At 74.8% G+C, this 21,945-nt stretch carries 16 protein-coding genes and 1 pseudogene; 5 read left to right on the plus strand and 12 right to left on the minus strand.

From position 1 onward, the window contains the following. The 10 genes from E1211_RS18965 to E1211_RS19010 all read right to left on the minus strand — a co-directional run. A partial coding sequence (locus tag E1211_RS18965) for a sporulation protein (protein ID WP_132350343.1) occupies window positions 1-895 on the minus strand: 895 nt, incomplete at its 3' end. 158 nt (window positions 896-1,053) lie between these two features. Beyond that, a complete protein-coding gene (locus E1211_RS18970) occupies window positions 1,054-2,118 on the minus strand; it encodes a hemolysin family protein (RefSeq protein WP_132350344.1) in 1,065 nt (354 codons plus the stop codon). Between the two features lie 52 nt (window positions 2,119-2,170). Continuing rightward, the gene (locus E1211_RS18975) at window positions 2,171-3,529 is read right to left on the minus strand and encodes a hemolysin family protein (protein WP_132350345.1); all 1,359 of its coding nucleotides are present in this window, start codon (window positions 3,527-3,529) and stop codon (window positions 2,171-2,173) included. 207 nt (window positions 3,530-3,736) lie between these two features. After that, window positions 3,737-4,069 (minus strand): monovalent cation/H(+) antiporter subunit G, encoded by a 333-nt coding sequence (mnhG, locus tag E1211_RS18980; protein WP_207915427.1) that lies wholly within the window; start codon window positions 4,067-4,069, stop codon window positions 3,737-3,739. After that, window positions 4,069-4,332 (minus strand): monovalent cation/H+ antiporter complex subunit F, encoded by a 264-nt coding sequence (locus tag E1211_RS18985; RefSeq protein WP_120677066.1) that lies wholly within the window; start codon window positions 4,330-4,332, stop codon window positions 4,069-4,071. Before E1211_RS18985 ends, mnhG begins: the two co-directional genes overlap by 1 nt. After that, a complete protein-coding gene (locus E1211_RS18990) occupies window positions 4,329-4,925 on the minus strand; it encodes a Na+/H+ antiporter subunit E (RefSeq protein ID WP_132350346.1) in 597 nt (198 codons plus the stop codon). The genes E1211_RS18985 and E1211_RS18990 overlap by 4 nt, the downstream gene beginning before the upstream one ends. Further along, window positions 4,922-6,427: a Na+/H+ antiporter subunit D gene (locus tag E1211_RS18995; protein ID WP_132350356.1), complete on the minus strand. Its 1,506-nt coding sequence runs from the start codon at window positions 6,425-6,427 to the stop codon at window positions 4,922-4,924. The genes E1211_RS18990 and E1211_RS18995 overlap by 4 nt, the downstream gene beginning before the upstream one ends. 28 nt (window positions 6,428-6,455) lie before the next feature. Continuing rightward, window positions 6,456-6,938 (minus strand): Na(+)/H(+) antiporter subunit C, encoded by a 483-nt coding sequence (locus tag E1211_RS19000; protein ID WP_132350347.1) that lies wholly within the window; start codon window positions 6,936-6,938, stop codon window positions 6,456-6,458. Next, complete coding sequence (locus tag E1211_RS19005; protein ID WP_132350348.1) at window positions 6,935-9,769, minus strand: Na+/H+ antiporter subunit A; 2,835 nt, start codon at window positions 9,767-9,769, stop codon at window positions 6,935-6,937. The genes E1211_RS19000 and E1211_RS19005 overlap by 4 nt, the downstream gene beginning before the upstream one ends. Before the next feature lie 164 nt (window positions 9,770-9,933). Further along, window positions 9,934-10,353 carry a hypothetical protein gene (locus tag E1211_RS19010; protein WP_243709596.1) on the minus strand — a complete coding sequence of 140 codons (420 nt, stop codon included), beginning with the start codon at window positions 10,351-10,353 and terminating at the stop codon, window positions 9,934-9,936. A gap of 178 nt (window positions 10,354-10,531) precedes the next feature. On the opposite strand from E1211_RS19010, the gene E1211_RS19015 reads away from it, so the two are divergent. Next, on the plus strand, window positions 10,532-15,139 hold the full coding sequence (locus E1211_RS19015) for an ATP-dependent helicase (protein ID WP_132350349.1): 4,608 nt from the start codon (window positions 10,532-10,534) through the stop codon (window positions 15,137-15,139). Window positions 15,140-15,282: 143 nt separating this feature from the next. On the opposite strand, the gene E1211_RS19020 is transcribed toward E1211_RS19015, so the two are convergent. Further along, entirely contained in the window at window positions 15,283-15,870 is a 588-nt protein-coding gene (locus E1211_RS19020; RefSeq protein ID WP_132350350.1) for a hypothetical protein, read from the minus strand. A gap of 211 nt (window positions 15,871-16,081) precedes the next feature. On the opposite strand from E1211_RS19020, the gene E1211_RS19025 reads away from it, so the two are divergent. Beyond that, the gene (locus E1211_RS19025; protein WP_132350351.1) at window positions 16,082-16,573 is read left to right on the plus strand and encodes a GNAT family N-acetyltransferase; all 492 of its coding nucleotides are present in this window, start codon (window positions 16,082-16,084) and stop codon (window positions 16,571-16,573) included. A gap of 53 nt (window positions 16,574-16,626) precedes the next feature. Beyond that, entirely contained in the window at window positions 16,627-17,463 is an 837-nt protein-coding gene (locus tag E1211_RS19030; RefSeq protein ID WP_132350352.1) for an S-adenosyl-l-methionine hydroxide adenosyltransferase family protein, read from the plus strand. A gap of 70 nt (window positions 17,464-17,533) precedes the next feature. On the opposite strand, the gene E1211_RS19035 is transcribed toward E1211_RS19030, so the two are convergent. Next, entirely contained in the window at window positions 17,534-18,802 is a 1,269-nt protein-coding gene (locus E1211_RS19035) for a hypothetical protein (RefSeq protein WP_165947290.1), read from the minus strand. Between the two features lie 110 nt (window positions 18,803-18,912). Here E1211_RS19035 and E1211_RS19040 point away from each other — a divergent pair, with 110 nt between their 5' ends. Together E1211_RS19040 and E1211_RS19045 are read left to right on the plus strand one after the other, a co-directional pair. Then, complete coding sequence (locus E1211_RS19040; protein WP_132350354.1) at window positions 18,913-19,791, plus strand: zinc finger domain-containing protein; 879 nt, start codon at window positions 18,913-18,915, stop codon at window positions 19,789-19,791. A 230-nt stretch (window positions 19,792-20,021) separates the two neighbouring features. Beyond that, a pseudogene (locus E1211_RS19045) lies at window positions 20,022-21,945 on the plus strand (hypothetical protein); the annotation flags it as partial.

Here is a 21,945-nt window from a genome sequence, read left to right on the forward strand (position 1 = left end):
CCCCCGGGCCCCCCGCGGTGCCGCCGAGCCCGGTCCCGGGCTGAAGGGGCTCGTCGGGTGGGCGGCTGACATGCGCGGACTCGGTGATCTGGGCGGACCAGTCGGAGTGCGCGGCCATCGCCGCGTGCCGGTTGATCGCCGCGCGCAACCAGCCGTCCACGGTGCTCACCCAGTCCCGTTGCTCGGCGCCGGTGTGCCAGACCCGGAAGCGGCTGATGCTCTGGTGGGTCACCCCGGCCAGGGCGAGCCGGCGGTCCAGCCAGAAGATCACCTCCAGGCCGGCGGAGTTCGCCACGAAGATCAGCTCCAGTTCCGTGATCGGCCCGGCGTAGAGCGGGGCGACCCAGAAGCCGATGCGCTGATGCAGCGGCAGGGTCTGCTCCACCCCGGGCAGCCGCGCGTCGAGCAGCCCCGCCTGCCGCAGGGTGAACCCGAGGGTATCCAGCGCGGCGAGCACCTGCGCCTGGGTGGGCAGCGGGTGAACGAAGACCGGCACCAGCGCGCCCTGGTCGAGCTGCGGCTCGAGCGCGACCTCCGTACGCAGGCCCATCCGGAGGCTGAGCAGCGGCACGCCGCCGAAGATGGTCACCGGGGTCTCCCAGGGCATCGGGAACTGGAACGGGATGGTCCGCCCCCGCCCTGCCCGGAGCACGAACGCGCCGGTCAGCGCCGCCTGGTGGAACTGCACCAGGCGGCGCGGCGCGGACGGGTCGTCCGGCTCGGCCGTGGTCACCAGACCGAGCCGGACGTGCCGCACCGGCACGTCCGTGCCGCCGGCGGTCACCGTCACCCGGCCGGGCAGCCGCAGCCCCGGCCGGGTGCTCGGGTTGGTGAGCGCCGTGTGCACGGTCAGGCCGGTCCGGCCGGACTCCGGTGACACCCCCGTGAACCGCACCGGACCTCCTCCCGCCGCTCGCGTCCCACCCCACTGTGGCGGAACGCGCCCCCGGTCACGCCGGGTTCGGCGCAAGCGCCGGCTCCGCCGCCGAGATCGCGGCGTGCGGAACCGGCGACCGGCTCGCGGTGGTCGTCACCTTGCTCCGGTGGGCCGTCTCACCTCAGCCGGCGGCCCCGCGGCACCGGGTCGGTCTCGTCGTCGAACTCGCCGATGACCTCCTCCAGCAGGTCCTCCAGCGCCACGAACCCGACCGGCCGGGTGGGCCCGCCGCCGTTGCGCACCAGGGCAAGCTGGGACTGGCGGCCCCGCATGGCGGCCACCGCCTCGGTCACCGTCGCCTCCGCCGGCAGGGTGAAGGCGCTGCCCATCAGCTCGCCGGCGGTGGTTCGCTGACCCGTGGTCACCGCGCGCACCGCCTCCCGGACGTGGACCAGACCGCAGACGTCGCCGGCCGCGTCCAGCACCGCGAGGCGGGACCGGCCGCTCTCGCGGCTGACCTCCTCGATCCGCTCGGCGGAGTCGTCCCGGTAGACCGTCACCATGGTCGAGAACGGCTCCATCACCTGGGCCACCGTGGTGCCCTGCAGCTCCAGCATGCTGGTCAGCAGCTGGTGCTGCTCGGCGCCGAGCAGCCCGTGCTCGCGGGACTGCTCCAGCAGCATCCGCAGCTCGTCCGGGCCGTGCACCTGCGCCAACTGGTCCTGCGGGTTGACCCGGGCCAGCCGCAGGATCGAGTTGGCCAGCGCGTTGAGCGCGCTGAGCACCGGCCGGGCGACCCGGGCGAACGCCCGGAACGGCAGCGCCAGCAGCATGGCGGAGCGCTCCGCGTCCGTGATCGCCCAGGACTTCGGCGCCATCTCCCCGACCACCAGGTGCAGGAAGGTGACCAGCGCCAGCGCGAACACCAACGCCACGATGTGGCTGGCCGCCTCCGGCAGCCCCACGGCGTGCAGCACGGGGCTGGCCAGGTGCTCGATCGCGGGTTCGGCGAGCGCACCGAGGCCCAGCGTGCACAGCGTGATGCCGAGCTGCGCGCCGGCGAGCATCAGCGACAGTTCGCGTACGCCGTCCAGCGCGGCCCGGGCGGCCCGTCCGCCACCGGCCGCGGCCTGCTCCAGGCGGTACCGCTTGCTCGCGACCAGGGCGAACTCGGCGGCCACGAAGAACCCGTTCAGCGCCAGCAGCACCACCGAGGTGACCAGCGCGACCCCGGGGCTCATCGCAGCCCTCCTTCGTTCGCGACCGCGGGGCTCGCAAGCTCACTCCTCGCGCTCACGCCGACACCTCCGGGCGCTTGCCGGACTCGGTGACCCGCAGGCGGACGGAGTCGGCCACGTGCCGGTCGACGGCGAGCACCTCCACCAGCACGCGCGGCTCCGCCGCGCCGTCCTCGGCGTCCGGCGCCGGGCCGATCTCGAGCCGGTCACCGACCTCGGGCACCCGCCCCAACTCGCGCATGACCAGGCCGGAGAGGGTGTCGTACTCGGGGGCCTCGGGCAGCGCGATGCCGGTGCTGTCGGCCACCTCGTCGATGCGCCAGCGGGCCGGCACGACCCAGGAGCCGTCGGCCTGCCGGGCCGGAGCCCGTTCCGGCGGGTCGTCCTCGTCCCGGATCGGGCCGACCAGCTCCTCGGCGATGTCCTCCAGGGTGATCACCCCGGCGAAGCCGCCGTACTCGTCGACCACGCAGGCCAGCTGCCGGTGCCCGGAGCGCAGCCGGTCCAGCACCGTGGGCAGCGGCAGCGTCTCGGGCACCAGCAGCGGTGGTCCGGCCACCGAGCCCACCAGGGTGGTGGCGCGCTCGTGCGACGGCACGCCGAGCACGTCGGCGATGCCGACCACGCCGACGAGATCGTCCACCCCCTCGGCGCCCCGGACGGGGAACCGGGAGTGGCCGGTGTCCAGCAGCTCGACCACCCGGCTGACCGGTTCGTCGGCGCGGACGGTGTGCACGTCCACCCGCGGCACCATGGCCTCGCCGGCGCTGAGCTCGCGGAAGTCGAGCCCCCGGTCGAGCAGGGTGGACATCTCCACGTCCAGGTGCCCCTCGTTCCGGGACTCGGCGATGATCTGTTCCAGGTCCTCCGGGGTGGCGCCGCTGGGCAGCTCCTCGATCGGCTCGATGCCGACGCGACGCAGCAGCCGTACCGCGGCCTTGTCGAAGAGCCGGACGACCGGTCCGGCCACCCTCAGGTACATGAGGGTCGAGCGGGCCAGCGCCCGGGCGACCGGTTCGGCGCGGGCGATGGCGAGGTTCTTCGGGGCGAGCTCGCCGAGGACCATCTGCACCACGGTGGCGATGACGAGGGCCAGCACCACGGAGAGCGTGACGCTGAGCGTCTCGGAGACGCCGGCGACGCCGAAGAGGTCGGCCAGGCCGGCACCGAGGTACGGCTCGGCGGCGTAACCGACCAGCAGGGCGGTGACGGTGATGCCGAGCTGGGCTCCGGAGAGCATGAAGGAGAGTCGGCCGGTCACCTCGAGCGCCCGGGCGGCCGGCTGGTCGCCCTCCTCGGCGAGCTGGCGCAGCTTGCCCCGGTCCACGGCGACGAAGCCGAACTCCTGGGCCACGAAGTAGCCGGTGAGTGCGGTGAGAACGATGATCAGGACTAGGCCCAGGACGATCAACACGGGAGGCTCAGGGCTCCTCGCGACCGCGTCGGGACCATCGGATGCCGGGCACGACCCGGCTGGCTACTGCTGCCCTCCTGGGCAGAAGAGTCGATCATGCGGGTCATTTTATCGGCGTCGGCTGTACGCCCGCTGAAGGTGCCGCGAAGCCTCCCGGTTGTCGGGTTCCTCCGGCGACGAATCGGCCGGGAAGGCCGGTTTCGCCGCTCACCGGTCGGCGAGTTCGTCGACGTCGAGCAGGGTCGGGTCCACGCGGCCGGCGCGGTACGCGGCCCGCGCGATCATCTGGGCGGCCACCGGAGCCGTGGCCAGCTGGAAGACCGCGACCAGCGCCACCATCCCCAGGTCGGCCGGCGTACGCAGCCGCAGGGCGACCCCGGCCAGCAGGAGCAGCACGCCGAGCGTCTGCGGCTTGGTGGCGGCGTGCATCCGGTCCAGCACGTCCGGGAAGCGCAGCACGCCGATCGCGGCGGCCAGGGCGAGCAGCGCGCCGGCCACCAGGCAGCCGGCGCCGAGCCAGTCGGCGGCGGTGGCCAGCATCAGGCGCCCTTGCGGGCCGCGAACCGGACCAGTGAGATCGAGCCCACGAAGCCGAGCAGCGAGAGCACCACCAGCACGGGCAGGGTGGTGGCGTGCCGGTTCACCGCCGCCTCGGCGGCGACCGCGCCGACCATCGTGGCGAGCAGCATGTCCGCGGCGACCACCCGGTCGAGCAGCGACGGGCCGCGGTAGAGCCGGACCAGTACGAGCAGCGCCGCCGCCGAGAAGAGTCCGGTGAGGACGACGGCGAGGAACGTGGTCACAGGTGTTTCTCCTTCTCGTCGGGTTCGTCGCGCAGCCGGCGCACCTCGGCGGCCGAGCCGACGGCCCGGACGATGCGCGCCTCGATCTCGAGGACCCGCGCCCGGTTGTCGGCCAGGTCCTGCGGCCGGCGCACGTCGAGCACGTGCAGGTAGAGCACTCCCGCTTCCCGGTCGACCTCGAGGATGAGGGTGCCCGGGACCAGCGAGACCAGTTCGGCGGTGAGGGCCAGGTTCAGGTCGGTGCGGATCCGCAGCGGCACCGCGATGATCGCGCTGCGGGGCCGGAAGCCGGGCTGCACGGCGATCCGGGCCACCCGCACACTCGCCACCACCAGCTCGGCGACGAAGCGGCCGGCGAGCGCCAGCAGCGCCCGGGGGCGCAACCGGCCGCCGAAGGTGACCGGCGGCAGCGGGAAGAAGAGCAGCACCACGGCTCCCACCAGCAACCCGCCGATCAGGTTGCCCCAGGTGAACTGGCCCCAGAGCAGGTTCCAGATCAGCACCAGCCAGCCGAAGGCGAGAGCCTGGTCGCGCCAGGTCGCGACCCGGCCGCGCAGCCGGCCGGTCGGCTCCTCGGCGGATCCGCCGGTCACGGCGTACCGACCGGGAAGACGGCGCGCAGGTACGGGGTACGGTCCCGCAGGTCCTGTGCGGCGTCGGCGGTCACGTCGAAGAGCGGCCCGCCGGCCACGGTCAGCGCCAGCCCGAGCGCGACGAGGGCGACGGTGGCCCCCACCATCAGCGCGGGCAGCCGTACGGCCGGTTCGTCGGTGGCCAGCCGGGGCGACCGCCAGAAGGCGATGTTCCACACCCGGGAGGCCACGTAGAGGGTGAGCAGGCTGGTGACCGCCCCCGCCGCCACCAGGGCGGCGGGCAGCGCCCCGCCGGCCGCGATCCCGGCCTGGAGCAGGCCGAGCTTGCCGAGGAAACCCGAGAACGGCGGCACTCCCGCGAGGTTCATCGCCGGCACGAAGAAGAGCACGCCGAGCAGCGGCGCCAACCGCGCCAGCCCGCCGAGGCGGCGCAGGTCGGTGCTGCCGGCCCGGATCTCGACGAGACCGGCGACCAGGAAGAGGGTGGTCTGGATGGTGATGTGGTGCACCACGTAGAAGATCGCGCCGGAGAGCCCCGCCACGGTGCTCAACGCCACCCCGAAGATCATGTAGCCGATGTGGCTGACCAGCGTGAACGAGAAGAGCCGCTTCATGTCCGACTGGGCGACCGCGCCGAGGATGCCGACGAGCATGGTCAGCCCGGCCACCACCATCAACAGCGGGGCGACCTGCCCGTCCGGGAAGAGCAGCGTCTCGGTCCGGATGATCGCGTACACGCCGACCTTGGTGAGCAGGCCGGCGAAGACGGCGGTGACCGGGGCCGGCGCGGTCGGGTAGCTGTCCGGCAGCCAGGCCGACAGTGGGAAGACCGCGGCCTTGACGCCGAACGCGAGCAGCAGCATGAGCTGCAACGCCAGCCGGACGTCGTCGGGCAGCGCGTCCAGCCGCTGGGCGAGCTGGGCCAGGTTGAGCGTGCCGGTGGCCGCGTACACCAGACCCACCGCGGCCAGGAACACCATCGAGGAGAGGATGCTGACCACCACGTACGTCGAGCCGGTCCGGATCCGCAGCTCGGTGCCGCCCAGGGTGATCAGCACGAAGCTCGCGGCGAGGAGGATCTCGAAGCCGACGAAGAGGTTGAACAGGTCGCCGGCGAGGAAGGCGTTCGTCACGCCGGCGGTCAGCACCAGGTAGGTGGGGTGGTAGATGGTGACCGGGGCGCTCTCGCCGGCGTCCGCCTGGCCCTGGCCGATCGAGTAGAGCAGCACGCAGAGGGTGACCGCCGAGGAGACCACCAGCATCAGCGCCGCCAACTGGTCGGCGACCAGCACGATCCCGACCGGCGGCGGCCACCCCCCGACCGCGAGCACCACCGGTCCGTGCCGGTACGCCTCGACCAGCAGCACCGCGGCGACCGCCAGGGTGGTGGCCAGGCCGACCACGCTGATGCCCCGCTGCAGCCGCGGCCACCGGCCCAGCACCAGGGCCAGTGCCGCGCCGAGCAGCGGCAGCACCACCGGCAGTGGCAGCAGGCGGTTCACCGGGCTGCCCCGGCGGCCGGGTACCGGCTCATTCGACACCGTCCCCCCGTCGCAACCGGCGGCGCGCGGGCTCCGGGTCGACCTGCTCCGGGTCGGCGTCCGCGCCCTCGCCGCCGAGGTCGACGGTGGTCACCTCGTCACGCTCGGCCCGGCGAACGATCTGCCGGTCCTCGATGTCGTCGGGCACCTCGTCGTCGCCGGTCAGGTACCAGCTGCGGTAGCCGACCGCGAGCAGGAACGCGGTCAGCCCGAAGGTGATCACGATCGAGGTCAGCACCATGGCCTGCGGCACCGCGTCGCTCATCTCCTCGACCGCGCCGGTGCCGACCACCGGGGCGACGCCCGACCGGCCACCCAGCAGGATCAGCAGGTTGACCCCGTTGCCGAGCAGGATGACACCGAGCAGGATCCGGGTCAGACTCCGCTCCAGCAGCAGGCTCACGCCGCAGCCGACGAGTACGCCGACGATGACCACCAGCACCAGCGTCGGCCCCGCCCCACCCGCGCTCACGTGCCGTCGCCCCGCTCTACCGCCAGCCCCCCGGTGGCGTCGCCGGCCGCCTCGATGTGCCGGTCCACCTCGGCGCCCAGGCTGCGCAGGATGTCCAGCATCAGCCCGACCACCACCAGGTAGACGCCGATGTCGAAGAAGATCGAGGTGACCAGGTAGAAGTCGCCGACGCCGGGCAGGTACAGGTCCACGCGCGCGCTCTGCAACACCGATCCGCCGGCCAGCAGCGAGACCACGCCGGTGCCGACCGAGACGGCCAGCCCGGCGCCGAGCACCGTACCCGCGCCGATCGGCGCCGCCTCGGCGAGCTCGTACCGGCCGCCGGCCAGGTAGCGGACGACCAACGCGAGGCCCGCCACCAGCCCGCCGGAGAAGCCGCCGCCCGGCGCGTTGTGGCCGGAGAAGAGGAGGTAGAGCGAGAGGAGCACGACCGTGTGGAAGATCAGCCGGGTGATCACCTCCAGCACGATCGATCGGCGCCGTTCCTCCTGGCGGGTGCCGCCGCGCAGCCAGACCGGACGGCCGGAGCGCTGCGGCCGGGCGCCCCGCTGCTGCCGTCGCGGCCGGGGACCGGTTCGTGAGCGCTGGAAGACCAGGCTGGCCACTCCGGTCGCGGTCACCACGAGCACCGCCATCTCGCCCATCGTGTCCCAGGCCCGGATGTCCACCAGTGTCACGTTGACCACGTTGCGGCCGTACCCCTCGGCGACCGCCAGGTCGGGGAAGGCCGCCGAGATGGTGGGTTGATCGCGGGCGCTCGCGGCGACCAGCGCGAGGCCGGCAGTCACCAGCCCGACCGCGGCGCCGACCGCCCGGCGCAGCCACCGGCTGCGGCGCAGCGGCCGGGCCGAGAAGCGGGCGGGCAGCCGGCGCAGCACCAGGACGAAGACCGCGATCGTCGCGGTCTCCACCAGGAACTGGGTCAGCGCCAGATCGGGTGCGCCGTAGAGGACGAAGAGCATGGCGGTGCCGTAGCCGGTCACCCCGACCAGCAGCATCGCGGTCAGCCGGCTGCGCGCGCCCACGGCGAACACCGCGGCGACCGCGAGCACGGTGGCGACGACCAGTTGCAGCGGGGTGTCCCAGAGGGCGATCCGCTCCCCCCACGGCTGGGCCGCGAGCATCGCACCGCCCGGCAGCAGGACGAGGACGACCAGGATGGTGCCGAGGTACTGCGGGAGGGATCCGCGCTGGGTGGCGCCGGTGATCTCGACCGCGAACCTGTCGAAGTGGCCGATCACCCACTCGTACCCGGGGTTACCGCCGACGGGTGCGCGGAGCCGGGCCAGCAGCGGGGCGAGCGGACCACGCAACGCGAAGAGCGCGCCGCCGGCGACCAGCACCAGCGCCGAGAGGCCGAGCGCCGGGGTCGGGCCGGGCCAGAGCACCAGGTGCGCGTGGACCGCGCCGAAGAGCTCGGCGTACGGGCGGAACACGGCGTCCAGGCCTCCGGCGAGCGGACCGGCGACCAGCCCGGCGACGGCGAGCAGGGCGGGGGGCGCCAGCAGGGGCGCGGCGATCCGGTCGAGCCGGGCGGGCGCCACCCCGGGCCGGTCGGCGAAGGCGCCCCACAGGAAGCGCGCGCTGTAGGCGACCGTGAGGACGGTGCCGGCGACCAGGCCGGCGAGGATCACCGGTCGGTCGATGAACGCGGCGAAGGCCGCCTCCTTGGCCACGAACCCGACCAGCGGGGGAATCCCGGCCATGGAGGCCGCCGCGAGCAGCGCGACGGCGACCAGCGGGGTGGCGCCGTGCCGGAGTCCGGAGAGTTCCCGCAGGTCCCGGGTGCCGGCGCCGTGGTCGATGATCCCGACGACCAGGAAGAGCGCCGCCTTGAACAGGGCGTGCGCGAGCAGCATGGCGATCCCGGCCAGCGCGGCGTCCGGGGTGCCCGCCCCGGTCAGCACCACCAGCAGACCGAGCTGGCTCACCGTGCCGTACGCGAGCAGCAGCTTCAGGTCGGTCTGCCGCAGCGCGGCCCAGCCGCCGACGATCATGGTGGCCAGCCCCGCGCCGAGCACCACGGGACGCCACGGCCCGACGGTGGCGAGTACCGGCGCGAGCAGCCCCACCAGGTAGACACCGGCCTTCACCATGGCCGCCGCGTGCAGGTACGCGCTCACCGGAGTGGGCGCCGCCATGGCCACCGGCAGCCAGGAGCTGAACGGCAGCACTGCCGACTTCGAGAGCGCGCCGATCAGGATCAGCAGCACGGCGGTGACCAGGTAGCCGCCGCCGGGCAGCGGTCCGGCGGCGATCTCGGACCACCGGTAGGTGCCGGCGTGCTCGCCGAGCAGGATGAAGCCGACCAGCATGGCCAGCCCGCCGAGGGTGGTGACCATCAGCGCCTGGGCGGCCGCCCACCGGCTGGACCGGCGTTCGGTGCTGTGCCCGATCAGCAGGTAGGAGAAGACGGTGGTCAGTTCCCAGCCGACGTAGAGCAGCAGCAGGTCGTCGGCGAGGACGACGCAGAGCATCGCCCCGGCGAACGCGACGAGCACGGTGGTGAACCGGGCCAGGCCGAGCGAGCCGGGGCTGAAGTACCGGGCGCAGTAGACGAGGACGAGCGTTCCGACCGCGCCGACCAGCAGGGTCATCAACCAGTTGAGCGTGCCGAGCCGGAACGCCAGCTCCAGCCCGAGCTGCCCGACCCACGGGTACGTCTCGACCACCGCCCGCCCGTCGTGGACGGTCGGGGTCTGCGCCAGTGCCCAGCCGAACGCGGCGGCCGGCGCCACTGCCAGCGGGTAGCAGGCGCGCGGACCCCACCATCGCACGAGCAGCGGCGCGAGCAGTGCCGCCACGAGATGGAGGATCAGCAGTACGAGCACCCGCACTCCCGGTCGTGGTGGCAGCGGCGGACGCCTCGGGCGAGTCGGCGCCTAGCTGCGATCAGACGCCAGTTCCGCGCTTTTCGGGCCTATTTACGCAAAATAGCCCGTATCGCCGGTTCACCCGCACGCCCGCCCCCGGTTGAGTGGGCGACGGCGCGAACTCAGCCGACGACGGCGCGGGCGGCGGGGCCCGGCTCGGCGGCCCGCACCGACCCGGCAACATACGACTCGGGGCCGGGCCGGTCGTCGAGCGGCGACTCGGCCAGCAGGTCGGCGCGCCCGAGCTGCTGGGCGACCCGCCGCACCACCCGCTCGGCGGCGGCCAGCGAGCGCACCGACAGCAGCCGACCCCGACTCTCGCGGCGCAGCACGAAGTAGTGCACGGCGGCGCGGACCTGCCCCCGGTCGGCGGCGCTGGCATGCGCGGTGGAGACGACCAGCTCGCGCAGGCAGCGGCCGAGCCGCTCGGCGAGTTCCAGCTCGGGGCCGCGCAGACCGGCGCGGACCGCGGCGAGATGACTGTCGACCTTGCGGATGAGCACGTCGGTGCCGGGCTCGAGGTTCCGCTGCTCGACGGCCATCCGATCCCCTCCACCTCAGCGTGTCGCGAGTGAAGTTACTTTATGTTGCTCAACACAAGCAAGCAGTTAAGTGAGACTTAATGCCTTTAGCGGCATATCCACGGTGCAAGCTCCCGTAGCCGGACATACCTCCCGGCCGCCGGTTCGGCATGTCGGAGGCGCGCGGCAGGATAGAGGGATGGCGGACATGGCAGCCGGCCCGGACGCGGGCGGCACGGACGTGCTGGACGGGTTCGGCCCGGCGACACGAGAGTGGTTCACCGCCGCCTTCGCCGCTCCCACCGCCGCCCAGACCGGGGCCTGGCGAGCGATCTCCGCCGGCCGCAACGCGCTCGTGGTGGCGCCGACCGGCTCCGGCAAGACCCTCGCCGCGTTCCTCTGGTCGCTGGACCGGCTCGCCCGCGAGCCCGCCCCGGCGGACGCCCGGCAGCGCTGCCGGGTGCTCTACGTGAGCCCGCTCAAGGCGCTCGCCGTCGACGTGGGGCGCAACCTGCGCGCCCCGCTCGCCGGCATGCGACAGGCGGCCACCCGGCTCGGCGTCGCCCCACCGGAGATCACCGTGGGGATGCGCACCGGCGACACCCCGGCCGACGAGCGGCGGGCCTTCGCGCGCACCCCGCCGGACATCCTCATCACCACCCCGGAGTCGCTCTTCCTGCTGCTCACCTCCGCCGCCCGCGACGCGCTGCGCGGCGTCGAGACGGTCATCGTCGACGAGGTGCACGCGGTAGCCGGCAGCAAGCGCGGCGCCCACCTCGCGCTCTCCCTCGAACGCCTCGACGAGCTGCTGCCCGCGCCGGCGCAGCGGATCGGCCTCTCCGCCACGGTCCGCCCGATCGACGGCTGCGCCCGGTTCCTCGGTGGGGCCCGGCCCGTCGACGTGGTCCAGCCGGCGACCGCGAAGACCATCGAGGTCACCGTCCAGGTGCCGGTCGAGGACATGACCCGCCTCGACGAGCAGGAGCAGCCCCTCGACGACGAGCTGGGCGGCCCGGGGCCACGGCGCGCCTCGATCTGGCCGGCCGTCGAGGAGAGGGTCTACTCCCTGATCCGGGCCCACCGCTCCACCATCGTCTTCACCAACTCCCGTCGCAGCGCCGAGCGGCTCTGCGCCCGGCTCAACGAGTTGGCCGCCGACGAGCTGGCCGCCGGCCCCGGCGACGCGCGCGAGGCGCGGCCGGTGGCGGCCGGCCCGCTGCGGGCGCCCCGCCCGCCGGCCGAGGTGATGGCGCAGTCCGGTGCCGCCCTCGGCGCCGCACCGGTGATCGCCCGGGCCCACCACGGCAGCGTCTCCCGGGAGGAGCGCAAGCACATCGAGGAGTCGCTCAAGTCCGGGCAGCTTCCCGCCGTGGTCGCCACCTCCAGCCTGGAGCTGGGCATCGACATGGGCGCGGTCGACCTGGTCGTGCAGATCGAGGCGCCGCCCAGCGTCGCGGCCGGGCTGCAGCGCGTCGGCCGCGCCGGGCACCAGGTCGGCGCGGTCTCCCGCGGCGTGGTCTTCCCCAAACACCGGGGCGACCTGCTCTCCTGCGCGGTGGTCGCGGAGCGGATGGGCGCGGGCGCGATCGAGGAGCTGCACCTTCCGCGCAACCCACTCGACGTGCTGGCCCAGCAGATCGTCGCGATGGTGGCGCTCGAGCCGTGGGGCGTCGGCGACCTGGCAGTCGTCGTCCGCCGGGCGGCGCCCTTCGCCGAGCTGCCCGACTCCGCCCTGCACGGCGTCCTCGACATGCTCTCCGGCCGCTACCCGTCGACCGCCTTCGCCGAGCTGCGCCCCCGGCTGGTCTGGGACCGCGCCACCGACCAGCTCACCGGGCGGCCGGGAGCGCAGCGGCTCGCGGTGACCAGCGGCGGCACCATTCCCGACCGGGGTCTCTTCGGCGTCTTCCTGGCCGGGGCCGAACGCGCCGCCCGGGTCGGCGAGCTCGACGAGGAGATGGTCTACGAGTCGCGGGTCGGTGACGTCTTCCTGCTCGGCTCCTCCTCGTGGCGGATCGAGGAGATCACCCCCGACCGGGTGCTCGTCTCCCCCGCGCCGGGGCAGGCCGCCCGGATGCCGTTCTGGAAGGGCGACACCGTGGGCCGCCCCGTCGAGCTGGGCCGGGCCATCGGCGCCCGGGTGCGTACCCTGCTACGGCAGAGCGACGAGGCGGCGATCAGCGCCCTGCGCGCCGGCGGGCTCGACGACTGGGCCGCCGGCAACCTGATGGCCTACCTGCGCGAGCAGCGGGCGGCCACCCGGTCCCTGCCGGACGACCGGACGATCGTCGTCGAGCGGTTCCGCGACGAGCTGGGTGACTGGCGGCTCGCCGTGCACAGCGTGCTGGGGGCCCGGGTCAACGCGCCCTGGGCGCTCGCCATCGGCCGGCGGTTGACCGAACGCTACGGCGTGGACGCCCAGGTGATGCCCTCCGACGACGGCATCGTCGTACGCCTGCCGGACACCCTCGACGAGCCTCCCGCCGCCGACGTGGTCGCCTTCGAGCCGGACGAGATCGCCCAGCTCGTGGAGGAGTCGGTGGGCACCTCCGCGCTCTTCGCGGCCCGGTTCCGCGAGTGCGCGGCCCGCTCGCTGCTCCTGCCCCGCCGCGACCCCCGCCGCCGGCAGCCGCTCTGGCAGCAGCGGCAGCGCTCCGCCCAGCTGCTCGACGTCGCCCGGGAGTACGCGGACTTCCCGGTCACCCTGGAGGCGGCCCGGGAGTGTCTGCAGGACGTCTTCGACCAGCCCGCGCTGGCCGACGTGATGCGTGACCTGGCGGCCCGCCGGGTCCGTCTGGTCGAGGTGGAGACCACCCAGCCGTCCCCGTTCGCCCGCTCGCTGCTCTTCGGGTACGTCGGCGCGTTCCTCTACGAGGGTGACGCCCCCCTCGCCGAACGGCGCGCCGCCGCGCTGGCGCTGGACTCGGCGCTCCTCGGTGAGCTGCTCGGCCGGGTCGACCTGCGGGAGCTGCTCGACCCGACGGTCCTCGCCGAGTCCGAGCGGCAGCTGCGGTGGCTGACCGAGCAACGCCGCCCGCGCGACGCCGAGGACGTGGTCGAGCTGCTGCGGGTGCTCGGTGACCTCAGCGCCGCCGAGCTGGCCGAGCGCGGGGTGCCGGAGGGCTGGCTCACCGAGTTGGCGGCGGCCCGCCGGGTGCTGCGCGTACGCATCGCCGGTGAGGAGCGCTGGGTGGGTGTCGAGGACGCCGCCCGGCTGCGCGACGCGCTCGGGGTGGCGCTGCCGGTGGGAGTGGCCGAGGCGTACCTCGCCCCGGTCGCCGACCCGCTCGGTGATCTCGTCGCCCGGTACGCCCGCACCCACGGTCCGTTCGCGGCGGCCAGCTGCGCGGCCCGGTTCGGGCTCGGCGTCTTCGTGGTGGAGCAGGCCCTGCGCCGGCTCGCCGCCACGGGCCGGGTGGTCTCCGGCGAGTTCACCCCGGAGAGCGTCGGCAGCCAGTGGTGCGACGCCGAGGTGCTCCGGCTGCTGCGCCGCCGATCCCTGGCCGCGCTGCGCCGGGAGATCGAACCGGTGCCGCCGCGGGCCCTCGCCGCGTTCCTGCCCCGCTGGCAGCAGGTCGGCTCGTCCGCCCGGGGCGTGGAGGCCCTCGCGGCCACGGTGGAGCAGTTGCAGGGCGCGGCGGTGCCGGCGTCGGCGCTGGAGCGGCTGGTGCTGCCGGGCCGGGTCGCCGACTACTCGCCGGCCCAGCTCGACGAGCTCTGCGCCAGCGGCGAGGTGGTCTGGGCCGGTTCCGGCGCCATCTCCGGCGGCGACGGTTGGGTCACCCTGGCGTACGCGGACGCCGCGCCGCTGCTGCTGCCCCCACCGGACGAGGCGCTGACCCTCACCCCGCTGCACGAGGCCGTGCTCGACGCGCTCTCCGACGGGCAGGCGCTGTTCTTCCGCCCGCTCGCCAACCGGGTCGGCTCGACCGACGACGCGGCGCTGACCGGCGCCATCTGGGATCTGGTCTGGGCCGGTCATCTCACCAACGACACGCTCGCCCCGCTGCGGGCGGTGCTCGGCGCCGGCGGGGCGCACCGCTCCCGGCCGTCCGCCCCGCGCACCCGCTACCGGCGTCCCGGCCGGGTGGCGCTGCCCACCCGCGGCGGCCCGCCGACCGTGGCCGGGCGCTGGTCCCGTCTTCCGGAGCGGGACACCGACCCGACCCGCCGGGCCGCGGCCCTCGCCGACGTGCTGCTGGAACGGCACGGCGTCGTGACCCGGGGCGCGGTCGTGGCCGAGCAGGTGGTCGGCGGCTTCGCGGCGGTCTACCCGGTGCTCTCCGCGCTGGAGGAGCGTGGGGCGGCCCGGCGGGGCTACTTCGTCGAGGGGCTGGGCGCCGCCCAGTTCGCGGTGCCCGGCGCGGTGGAGCGGATCCGCGCGCTGGCCGAGACGGTCGACGGGGGGCGGGGCGGGGCGACCCTGGTGCTCGCCGCGACCGACCCGGCCAACCCGTACGGCGCCGCGCTCCCCTGGCCGGACCGGGCGGTCGACTCGGGCGACGGTGACGCCCCGGCGACCGGGCACCGGGCCGGCCGCAAGGCGGGTGCCCTGGTCGTCCTGGTCGCCGGCGACCTGGTGCTCTACGTGGAGCGGGGCGGGCGCACCCTGCTCTCCTTCACCGACGACGCGGACGTGCTCGCCGCGGCCGGAAAGGCGCTCGCCGACGCGGTCCATACCGGCGCGCTCGGGGCCATCTCGGTGGAGCGGGCCGACGGCGAGGCGGTGCACGCCTCGCCGCTGCGCGACGCGCTGACCGCCGCCGGGTTCCGGACCACCCCGCGGGGTCTGCGGCTGCGCGGCTGACCGCGCGTCGACGCGGCACAGGGCCCGCGGCTCCGCGGCCGACCGCGCGGCGACACGGCCGACTGCGCGGCGACGCGCCCGACCGCGCCGGCGTCGACGCCGGGCACTTGAGGCTGCGCGACGACGCGGCACGGGAGTACCGGTCAGCCGAGGCCGGCGAGCACCTTCTCGTAGCGCGGCCGGTCGGCGGCGGGGGTCCGGGCCGCCAGGTAGTTGAGCACCACCGCGCCCCGCCGGTACGACTGGCCGCTCCAGGTGTCGGCGATGTCGCTCGCGCTGGTCTCGTCCGGGAAGACGTACACCGTCACCGCGTCCGTGGCGACGATCTCCGAGCAGCCCAGCCCGAGCCCGTCCGGTCCGCAGTCGACGGAGCGATCGCGGGGGTTGGACACCTGCAGACCGGCGGCCCGGAACGCGTCGATCACCTGCTTCGCGCCGGGAGCACCGGCCGGGCGGCGGGGCAGCACCACCGGCGGCGGGCTGGCCGGGCGGCGCTCGGTGGGCTCCTGCACCGCGGGGGCGTCGCCCACCGGTGGTGATGCCGGCGTCACCGGCCGGGTGCCGGGCGCTCCCGCGGGGGTCGGCGAGGCCGTCGTGGTCGGCGGGCTGGACGGGGTGCTGGTCGCGGCGGCCGCGCTGCCCGTGGGGCGTTCCCCGCCGTCGCCGCACCCGGCGCCGAGGGCGAGAGCCACGACGAGCGCCGCTACCGCGGGCAGGCTCCGATGTGTCACCAGGGCAGTCTCCCGAACCGTGGCCGACGGCGGCAGTGGCCGGTCGGCCAGTGACCCTGTCCCATATCCGGCAGAGGGCGCCGCTCGGTGAACCACCCACGCGCCGCCGAGGAAACGGACGATGACGGGGGCGCCGTCGCGGAATCCGCGGCGCGCTCCCGCTACCATCGCCGGCCGACCCGACACCGACGCATCGACGAGGAGAGACGCGATGGGCGAAGTCACCGTACGGGAGGCGGTGCCGGCTGACCGGGCGGGCGTGGACGCGCTGCACGACCGGGAGTGGGGCGGCCCGTACGTCATCGCCCACGACACCCGCTACGACCTGCGTACGCTGCCGACGCTGGTGGCGGTGGACGACGCCGGGGCTGTGCTCGGTGCGCTCGCCCACCACCGCGACGCCGACGGGCTGGAGGTGGTGAGCGTGGTGGCCGCCGTACCCGGTGAAGGGGTCGGCACCCTCCTGCTGGAAGCGGCCGCGACGAGAGCGCGGGCGGCGGGCCTGCACCGGCTCTGGCTGATCACCACGAACGACAACCTGCGGGCGCTCCGCTTCTACCAGCGGCGCGGCCTGCGGCTGGTAGCGGTCGACCCGGGGGCGGTGGACCGGGCACGTCGCCTGAAGCCGGAGATCCCGTTCGTCGGCGAGGACGGCATCCCGCTCCACGACGAGCTGGTCCTGGAGCTGCGTACCGCCTGGTGAGCGGCGCACCGGACCCGGCCCGGAGCACGGGCCCGGGGGTTAGCCTGCACTCCATGCCCGGCACGCCCTGGATCTCCCTGACCACCGACTACGGCCTCACCGACGGCTTCGTGGCCGCCTGCCACGGAGTGATCGCCCGGATCGCCCCGGCCGCTCGGGTGATCGACGTGACGCACCTGGTCCCGCCCGCCGACGTACGCCACGGCGCGGCCGTGCTCGCCCAGACCGTCGCGTACCTGCCGGCCGGGGTGCACGTCGCGGTAGTCGATCCGGGCGTCGGCACCGCCCGCCGGGGTGTCGCCCTGGCCACCCCGGACGGGCTGCTGGTCGGGCCGGACAACGGGCTGCTGCCCGACGCCGCGGACGCGCTGGGCGGGGTGACCTCGGCGGTCGAGCTGACCAACCCGGGCTGGCTGGCGCCTCGGGTGTCCCGCACGTTCCACGGCCGGGACGTCTTCGCGCCGGTGGCGGCCCGGCTGGCGCTCGGCGCGTCGCTGGACGAGGCCGGACCCGCGATCGACCCGGCGGGGCTGGTCCGGCTGCCCGAGCCGATCGTGGCGGCGGACCCCGGCGGCTTCACGGCGGAGGTGTTGACCGTGGACCACTTCGGCAACGTGCAGCTCGCGGCCGCGGCCGAGCTGCTGGACGGGCTCGCCCCGACGGTGCGGGTGACCGCGCCGGCCGGCCCGCCGCTGCCGGCCCCGGAGCCGGTCGAGGGGAGCGCGTCGGGCCGGTCCGCCGTGCGGGGGCGGACGTTCGGCGACGCCCGGCCGGGCGAGCTCGTGGTGCATCCCGACTCGGCCGGCCGGGTGGCGGTGGCGGTCAACGGCGGGCGGGCGGTCGACCGGCTGGGCGTACGCCCGGGGGACCTGGTGCGGATCAGCGGCTGAGCGGGGGCCGGTGGCCCCGGACCGACGCCGCGCGCCGGGCCGGGACGCGGGGTCCCGGCCCGGGCGGTGCTCAGCAGTGCGGCACGGCGCCGCCGTAGACGGCGGAGATGTACGCGTGGCTGACGTACTGCCCGGTGGCGAGGCGGTTCCACCGGTTGGTGGTGCGGAACGGACCGGCGACGTTCTGGCCGGTCACGTAGCACTGGATCGGCACGTTCGCGTAGCGGGCGGCGAGCCCGCGGGAGGCGTACGTGGTGCTCGCGCCCACCCGGATGTTGAGCGGCCCGTCGCCGACGACGCCGTGCGGGCCGGAGCCGGTCCAGAGGTACGCCACATCCACCCACGCGTTCGTGGTGAGCAGCAGCGCGTCCCAGAAGGTCCCGTCGGCGAGGTCGATGCCGGCCGGGTTCAGCACCACCCGGCCGAACTGGTCCCGTCCGCCGTGGTAGCCGTTCTGGTAGGCGGCCTGCGCCTGTGGCCGCCCCTGCGGCAGGTCCTTCCAGTTCTCCCGTACGGCGCTCGGGTTCCAGTAGTCGTCGCGGGTGTTCCACGGTCCGACGTCCCAGACCGGGGCGTAGGTGCAGCGGCTGCCGCTGGTGGTGCAGACCCGGACGGTGTAGTCGCCGGTGTTGTTCGGCGCGAGGCCGCGCCGCGACGGCAGCGCCACGAAGTGGTCCCGCGGCTGGATGGTCCGCCCGTTGGCGGTCACCTCGCCGACCAGGCCGATCCGGGTGGCGAAGACCCGGTAGGTGCGACCGGGGCTGGCGGCCGTGATCGCGGCTCGCGCGTCGGCGGTGAGCCGTACCCCGCGGACCGTGGGGACGGCCCGGGAGTCGCGGGCGGTGAGGACGAGCCGGGCCTGCACCCGCGTGACGGGTCGGTCGAAGACGGCGGTGGTCGCGCGCCACTCGGTCCACCCCCCGCCCGTTCGCCAGCCGCGCACCTGCGTCTCCACCGTGGCGCCCGCAGCGACCGCCGCGGTGACCTCGGCGCGAACCCGGGTGGCCGGCCGGGCCAGGGTGCGCGGCGCGCCGAGGAGCATCCCCTCGGCGGCGGGGTGGGGTGTGCCGCGCGCGGCCCGCGCGACGCCGGACCGGGGGTCGCGCAGGCGGAGCCCGGCCGGCGTGCGCCGGACGTTGACGTCGTCGCCGCCGACGACGGAGAGGTCGACGCTCCACCGTTCGGCGGTGTCGGCTGCCACGGCGACGGCTCCGGCGAAGGCCGTGACGCCCGATGGGGCGGCCGGCACCGGGCCGGCGGTGGGCAGGAGCGCGGCGATGAGGAGGAGGGTCAGGGAGGCGAGGAGGACGGGTCGGATACGACGATGACGAGGTCTCATGGGCAATCTCCTCAGAACTCCCTGATAGTGCCCATGTCAGGAGATCAAGCGTAACCACGCTACAAATAGCGATACATGCGAATGAGACTCGGGCGAGGGAGAATGGCAGGATGCCCGAAGGCGACACCGTCTGGAACACCGCCCGCGTCCTGCACCGGGCGCTGGCCGGCGCGACGCTGACGACGAGCGAGTTCCGCGTGCCGCAGCTCGCCACCACCGACCTCACCGGGTGGACCGTGCGCGAGTCGGTCGCCCGCGGCAAGCACCTGCTGCTCCGCCTCACCGCGCCGGTGGGCCGCGACGCCACCCCGGCCGGCGGGCCCGCCGGCCCGACCGACGACACCCCGGCCGCCACCACCGACGCCGGGACCGAGCCCGTGACGAGCTGGACGCTCCACTCGCACCTGCGGATGGACGGCGCGTGGCGGGCGTACGCGCCCGGGGAACGCTGGGCCGCCCGCCCGGCCCACCTGATCCGGGTGGTGCTGCGCAGCACCGGGGCCGTGGCTGTCGGCTACCACCTGCACGACGTGGCGCTGCTGCCCACCGCGGCGGAGGAGCAGCTCGTCGGCCACCTCGGCCCGGACCTGCTCGGCCCGGACTGGGACCCGGCCGAGGCGCTGCGGCGGCTCGCCGCCCATCCCGACACCCCCGTCGGCGAGGCGCTGCTCGACCAGCGCAACCTCGCCGGGGTCGGCAACCTCTACAAGTGCGAGCTGCTCTTCCTGCGCGGTGTCTCGCCGTGGACGCCGGTACGCGCGGTGCCCGACCTGCCCGGCCTGGTCGCGCTCGCGCAGCGGCTGCTCGCCGCCAACCGGGGCCGCTGGACGCAGAGCAGCACCGGTTCGCTGCACCGGGGCCAGACCACCTACGTGTACGGGCGGCGCGCCCAGCCGTGCCGCCGGTGCGGCGCGGCGATCCGCAAGGAGGAGCTGGCCGAACGGGTCACCTACTGGTGCCCGGTCTGCCAGCCGGGCCCGACCCGCTGACGCGCCGGCCGCCGTACCGCGGGCGGGGCCGTGACCTGCCCCTGCGCGTACCGCGGCGGCCGATCGGAGGCACGCCACCCGTTGCCCAGAATGGGACGATTGGGTAATTCCTAACCCGACCTCGACGTCGCATGCTGCGAGTGGGCGTTCACCAGACGTCAGCAGAGCCGGCCCGACCGGATCCGTCACGCCGGGGTGGCGACGGTCGTGCCCCGAGCCCGGGGAGAGCCATGGCGATGTTCCGCAGACTCCGGACCACCTGGGCGGACCGCGTGACGCGCGGCGGCGCCGACCGCTCCGCCGACAGCGGGCAGGCGACGACCGTCCCGGCGGCTCGGGCCGCCGAGGAGACGGTCGTGGCCGCACCGGCCAGCCTCGATCCGGCCGCCGTGCCGCGCTGCTTCGGTCCGGTGCCGAACTTCGCCCGCAGCCCACTGCCGATCCGCGAACCCGACGGCCGGGTGCTGCCCGGCACCGGCCTGCGCAAGTTCGTCGACGCGCTGCCCGGGCCGGGTCCGCTCCGCCGCACCGAACTCGGCGGCTACCTGCCGGTGGCGGTACCGGACACCATCACCTACCCGGGCTGCGACTACTACGAGATCGGCCTCCAGCAGTACGCCCAGCGGCTGCACCGGGACCTGCCCGCCACGCGGTTGCGCGGTTACCGGCAGCTCAACCTCGGTACCGACCGGTCCGGGCACAACACTGTGGCGCCGCCCGGCCGTCCGTGGCATCTCGGCCCGCTGATCCGGGCCCGGCGTGGTCGGCCGGTGCGGGTCAAGTTCATCAACCAGCTACCCACCGGCCGGGCGGGCGAGCTCTTCCTCCCGGTCGACGAAACCGTCGAGGGCGCCGCCGTCGGGCCGCTGGACGGCCCGGCGCCGTACCCGCAGAACCGGGCGGTGCTGCATCTCGCGGGCGCGCAGACCGGCTGGATCAGCGCGGGCAACCCGCTGCAGTGGGTCACCCCGGCGGGCGAGATCACCCCCTACCCGACGGGGGTGGGCCTGCGCCACGTGCCGGACATGCCACCACCCGGCGTCGGCGCCACCACGCTCTACTACCCGAACGAGCAGAGCGGTCGGCTCATGTGGTTCCACGACAACACCCTGGGCCTGTCCCGGCTGACCGTCTACTCCGGGCAGCTCGCGCTCTACCTGCTCACCGACCCGGTCGAGGAACAGCTCGTCGCCGACGGGGTGCTCCCCGACGACGAACTGCCGCTGGTGATCCAGGACAAGACCTTCGTGCCGGACGACACCCAGCTCGCCGCGGAGGACCCGACCTGGGACCGGGACCGCTGGGGTGCGCGCGGCAGCCTCTGGTTCCCGCACGTCTACCAGCCCCGGCAGAATCCGTACCGGGCCGACGGGATCAGTCCGACCGGCCGCTGGGACTACGGGCCGTGGTCGCGTACCGGCGACGACGACAGCGATCTCGACCGCGACGCGGCCGGGACCCGCTCCGGGCCGGTGCCGAACCCGCACCACGACCCGGTCACCGCCGCCGAGGAGCCGCCGCTGACCCCGGGGGTGCCGCACCCCAGCGCGGTCCCCGAGGCGTTCGGCGACACCCCGCTGGTCAACGGGGTCGCCTACCCCTACCTCGAGGTGGAACCGCGGGCGTACCGGTTCCGGATCCTCAACGCCTGCCTGGACCGCGGCCTCAACCTCCAGCTCTACCGGGCCGCCTCCGACGCGCCGATGTGGGACGACGAGGGCGACCTGCTCGACGCCGACGCGGGCGAGGTGCCCATGGTGCCGGCGGCCCGGGCACCCGGCCGGCCGGTGGACTGGCCGGCCGACGGGCGGGACGGCGGGGTGCCCGACCCTCGTGCGGCCGGCCCGGAGCTGATCCAGATCGGCAACGACGGTGGCCTGCTACCCGCGCCGGTGGTGATCCGCAACCGTCCGATCGGCTACCGGTACGACCGGCGTGACCCGACGGTGCTCAACGTCGACGGACACGCGCTGCTACTCGCCCCCGGGGAGCGTGCCGACGTCGTGGTGGACTTCTCGACCGTGCCGCCGGGGAGCACGCTGATCCTCTACAACGACTGCCCGGCCCCGCTGCCCGGCTTCGACCCCCGCTACGACTGTCTCTTATACACAACTGACGCTGCCGACGAACTTACGCGTGTAGATCTCGGTGGGC

Source organism: Micromonospora sp. 15K316 (assembly GCF_004348525.1).
Lineage (GTDB): Bacteria > Actinomycetota > Actinomycetes > Mycobacteriales > Micromonosporaceae > Micromonospora.

Coding starts and splice junctions, on each gene's coding strand:
- E1211_RS19030 (WP_132350352.1), top strand. CDS start 16,627: ATGCCCGGCACGCCCTGGATCTCCCTGACCACCGACTACGGCCTCACC.
- E1211_RS19040 (WP_132350354.1), top strand. CDS start 18,913: ATGCCCGAAGGCGACACCGTCTGGAACACCGCCCGCGTCCTGCACCGG.
- E1211_RS19035 (WP_165947290.1), bottom strand. CDS start 18,802: ATGAGACCTCGTCATCGTCGTATCCGACCCGTCCTCCTCGCCTCCCTG.
- E1211_RS18970 (WP_132350344.1), bottom strand. CDS start 2,118: ATGAGCCCCGGGGTCGCGCTGGTCACCTCGGTGGTGCTGCTGGCGCTG.
- E1211_RS19015 (WP_132350349.1), top strand. CDS start 10,532: ATGGCGGACATGGCAGCCGGCCCGGACGCGGGCGGCACGGACGTGCTG.
- E1211_RS19010 (WP_243709596.1), bottom strand. CDS start 10,353: ATGGCCGTCGAGCAGCGGAACCTCGAGCCCGGCACCGACGTGCTCATC.
- E1211_RS19025 (WP_132350351.1), top strand. CDS start 16,082: ATGGGCGAAGTCACCGTACGGGAGGCGGTGCCGGCTGACCGGGCGGGC.
- mnhG (WP_207915427.1), bottom strand. CDS start 4,069: ATGCTGGCCACCGCCGCCGACTGGCTCGGCGCCGGCTGCCTGGTGGCC.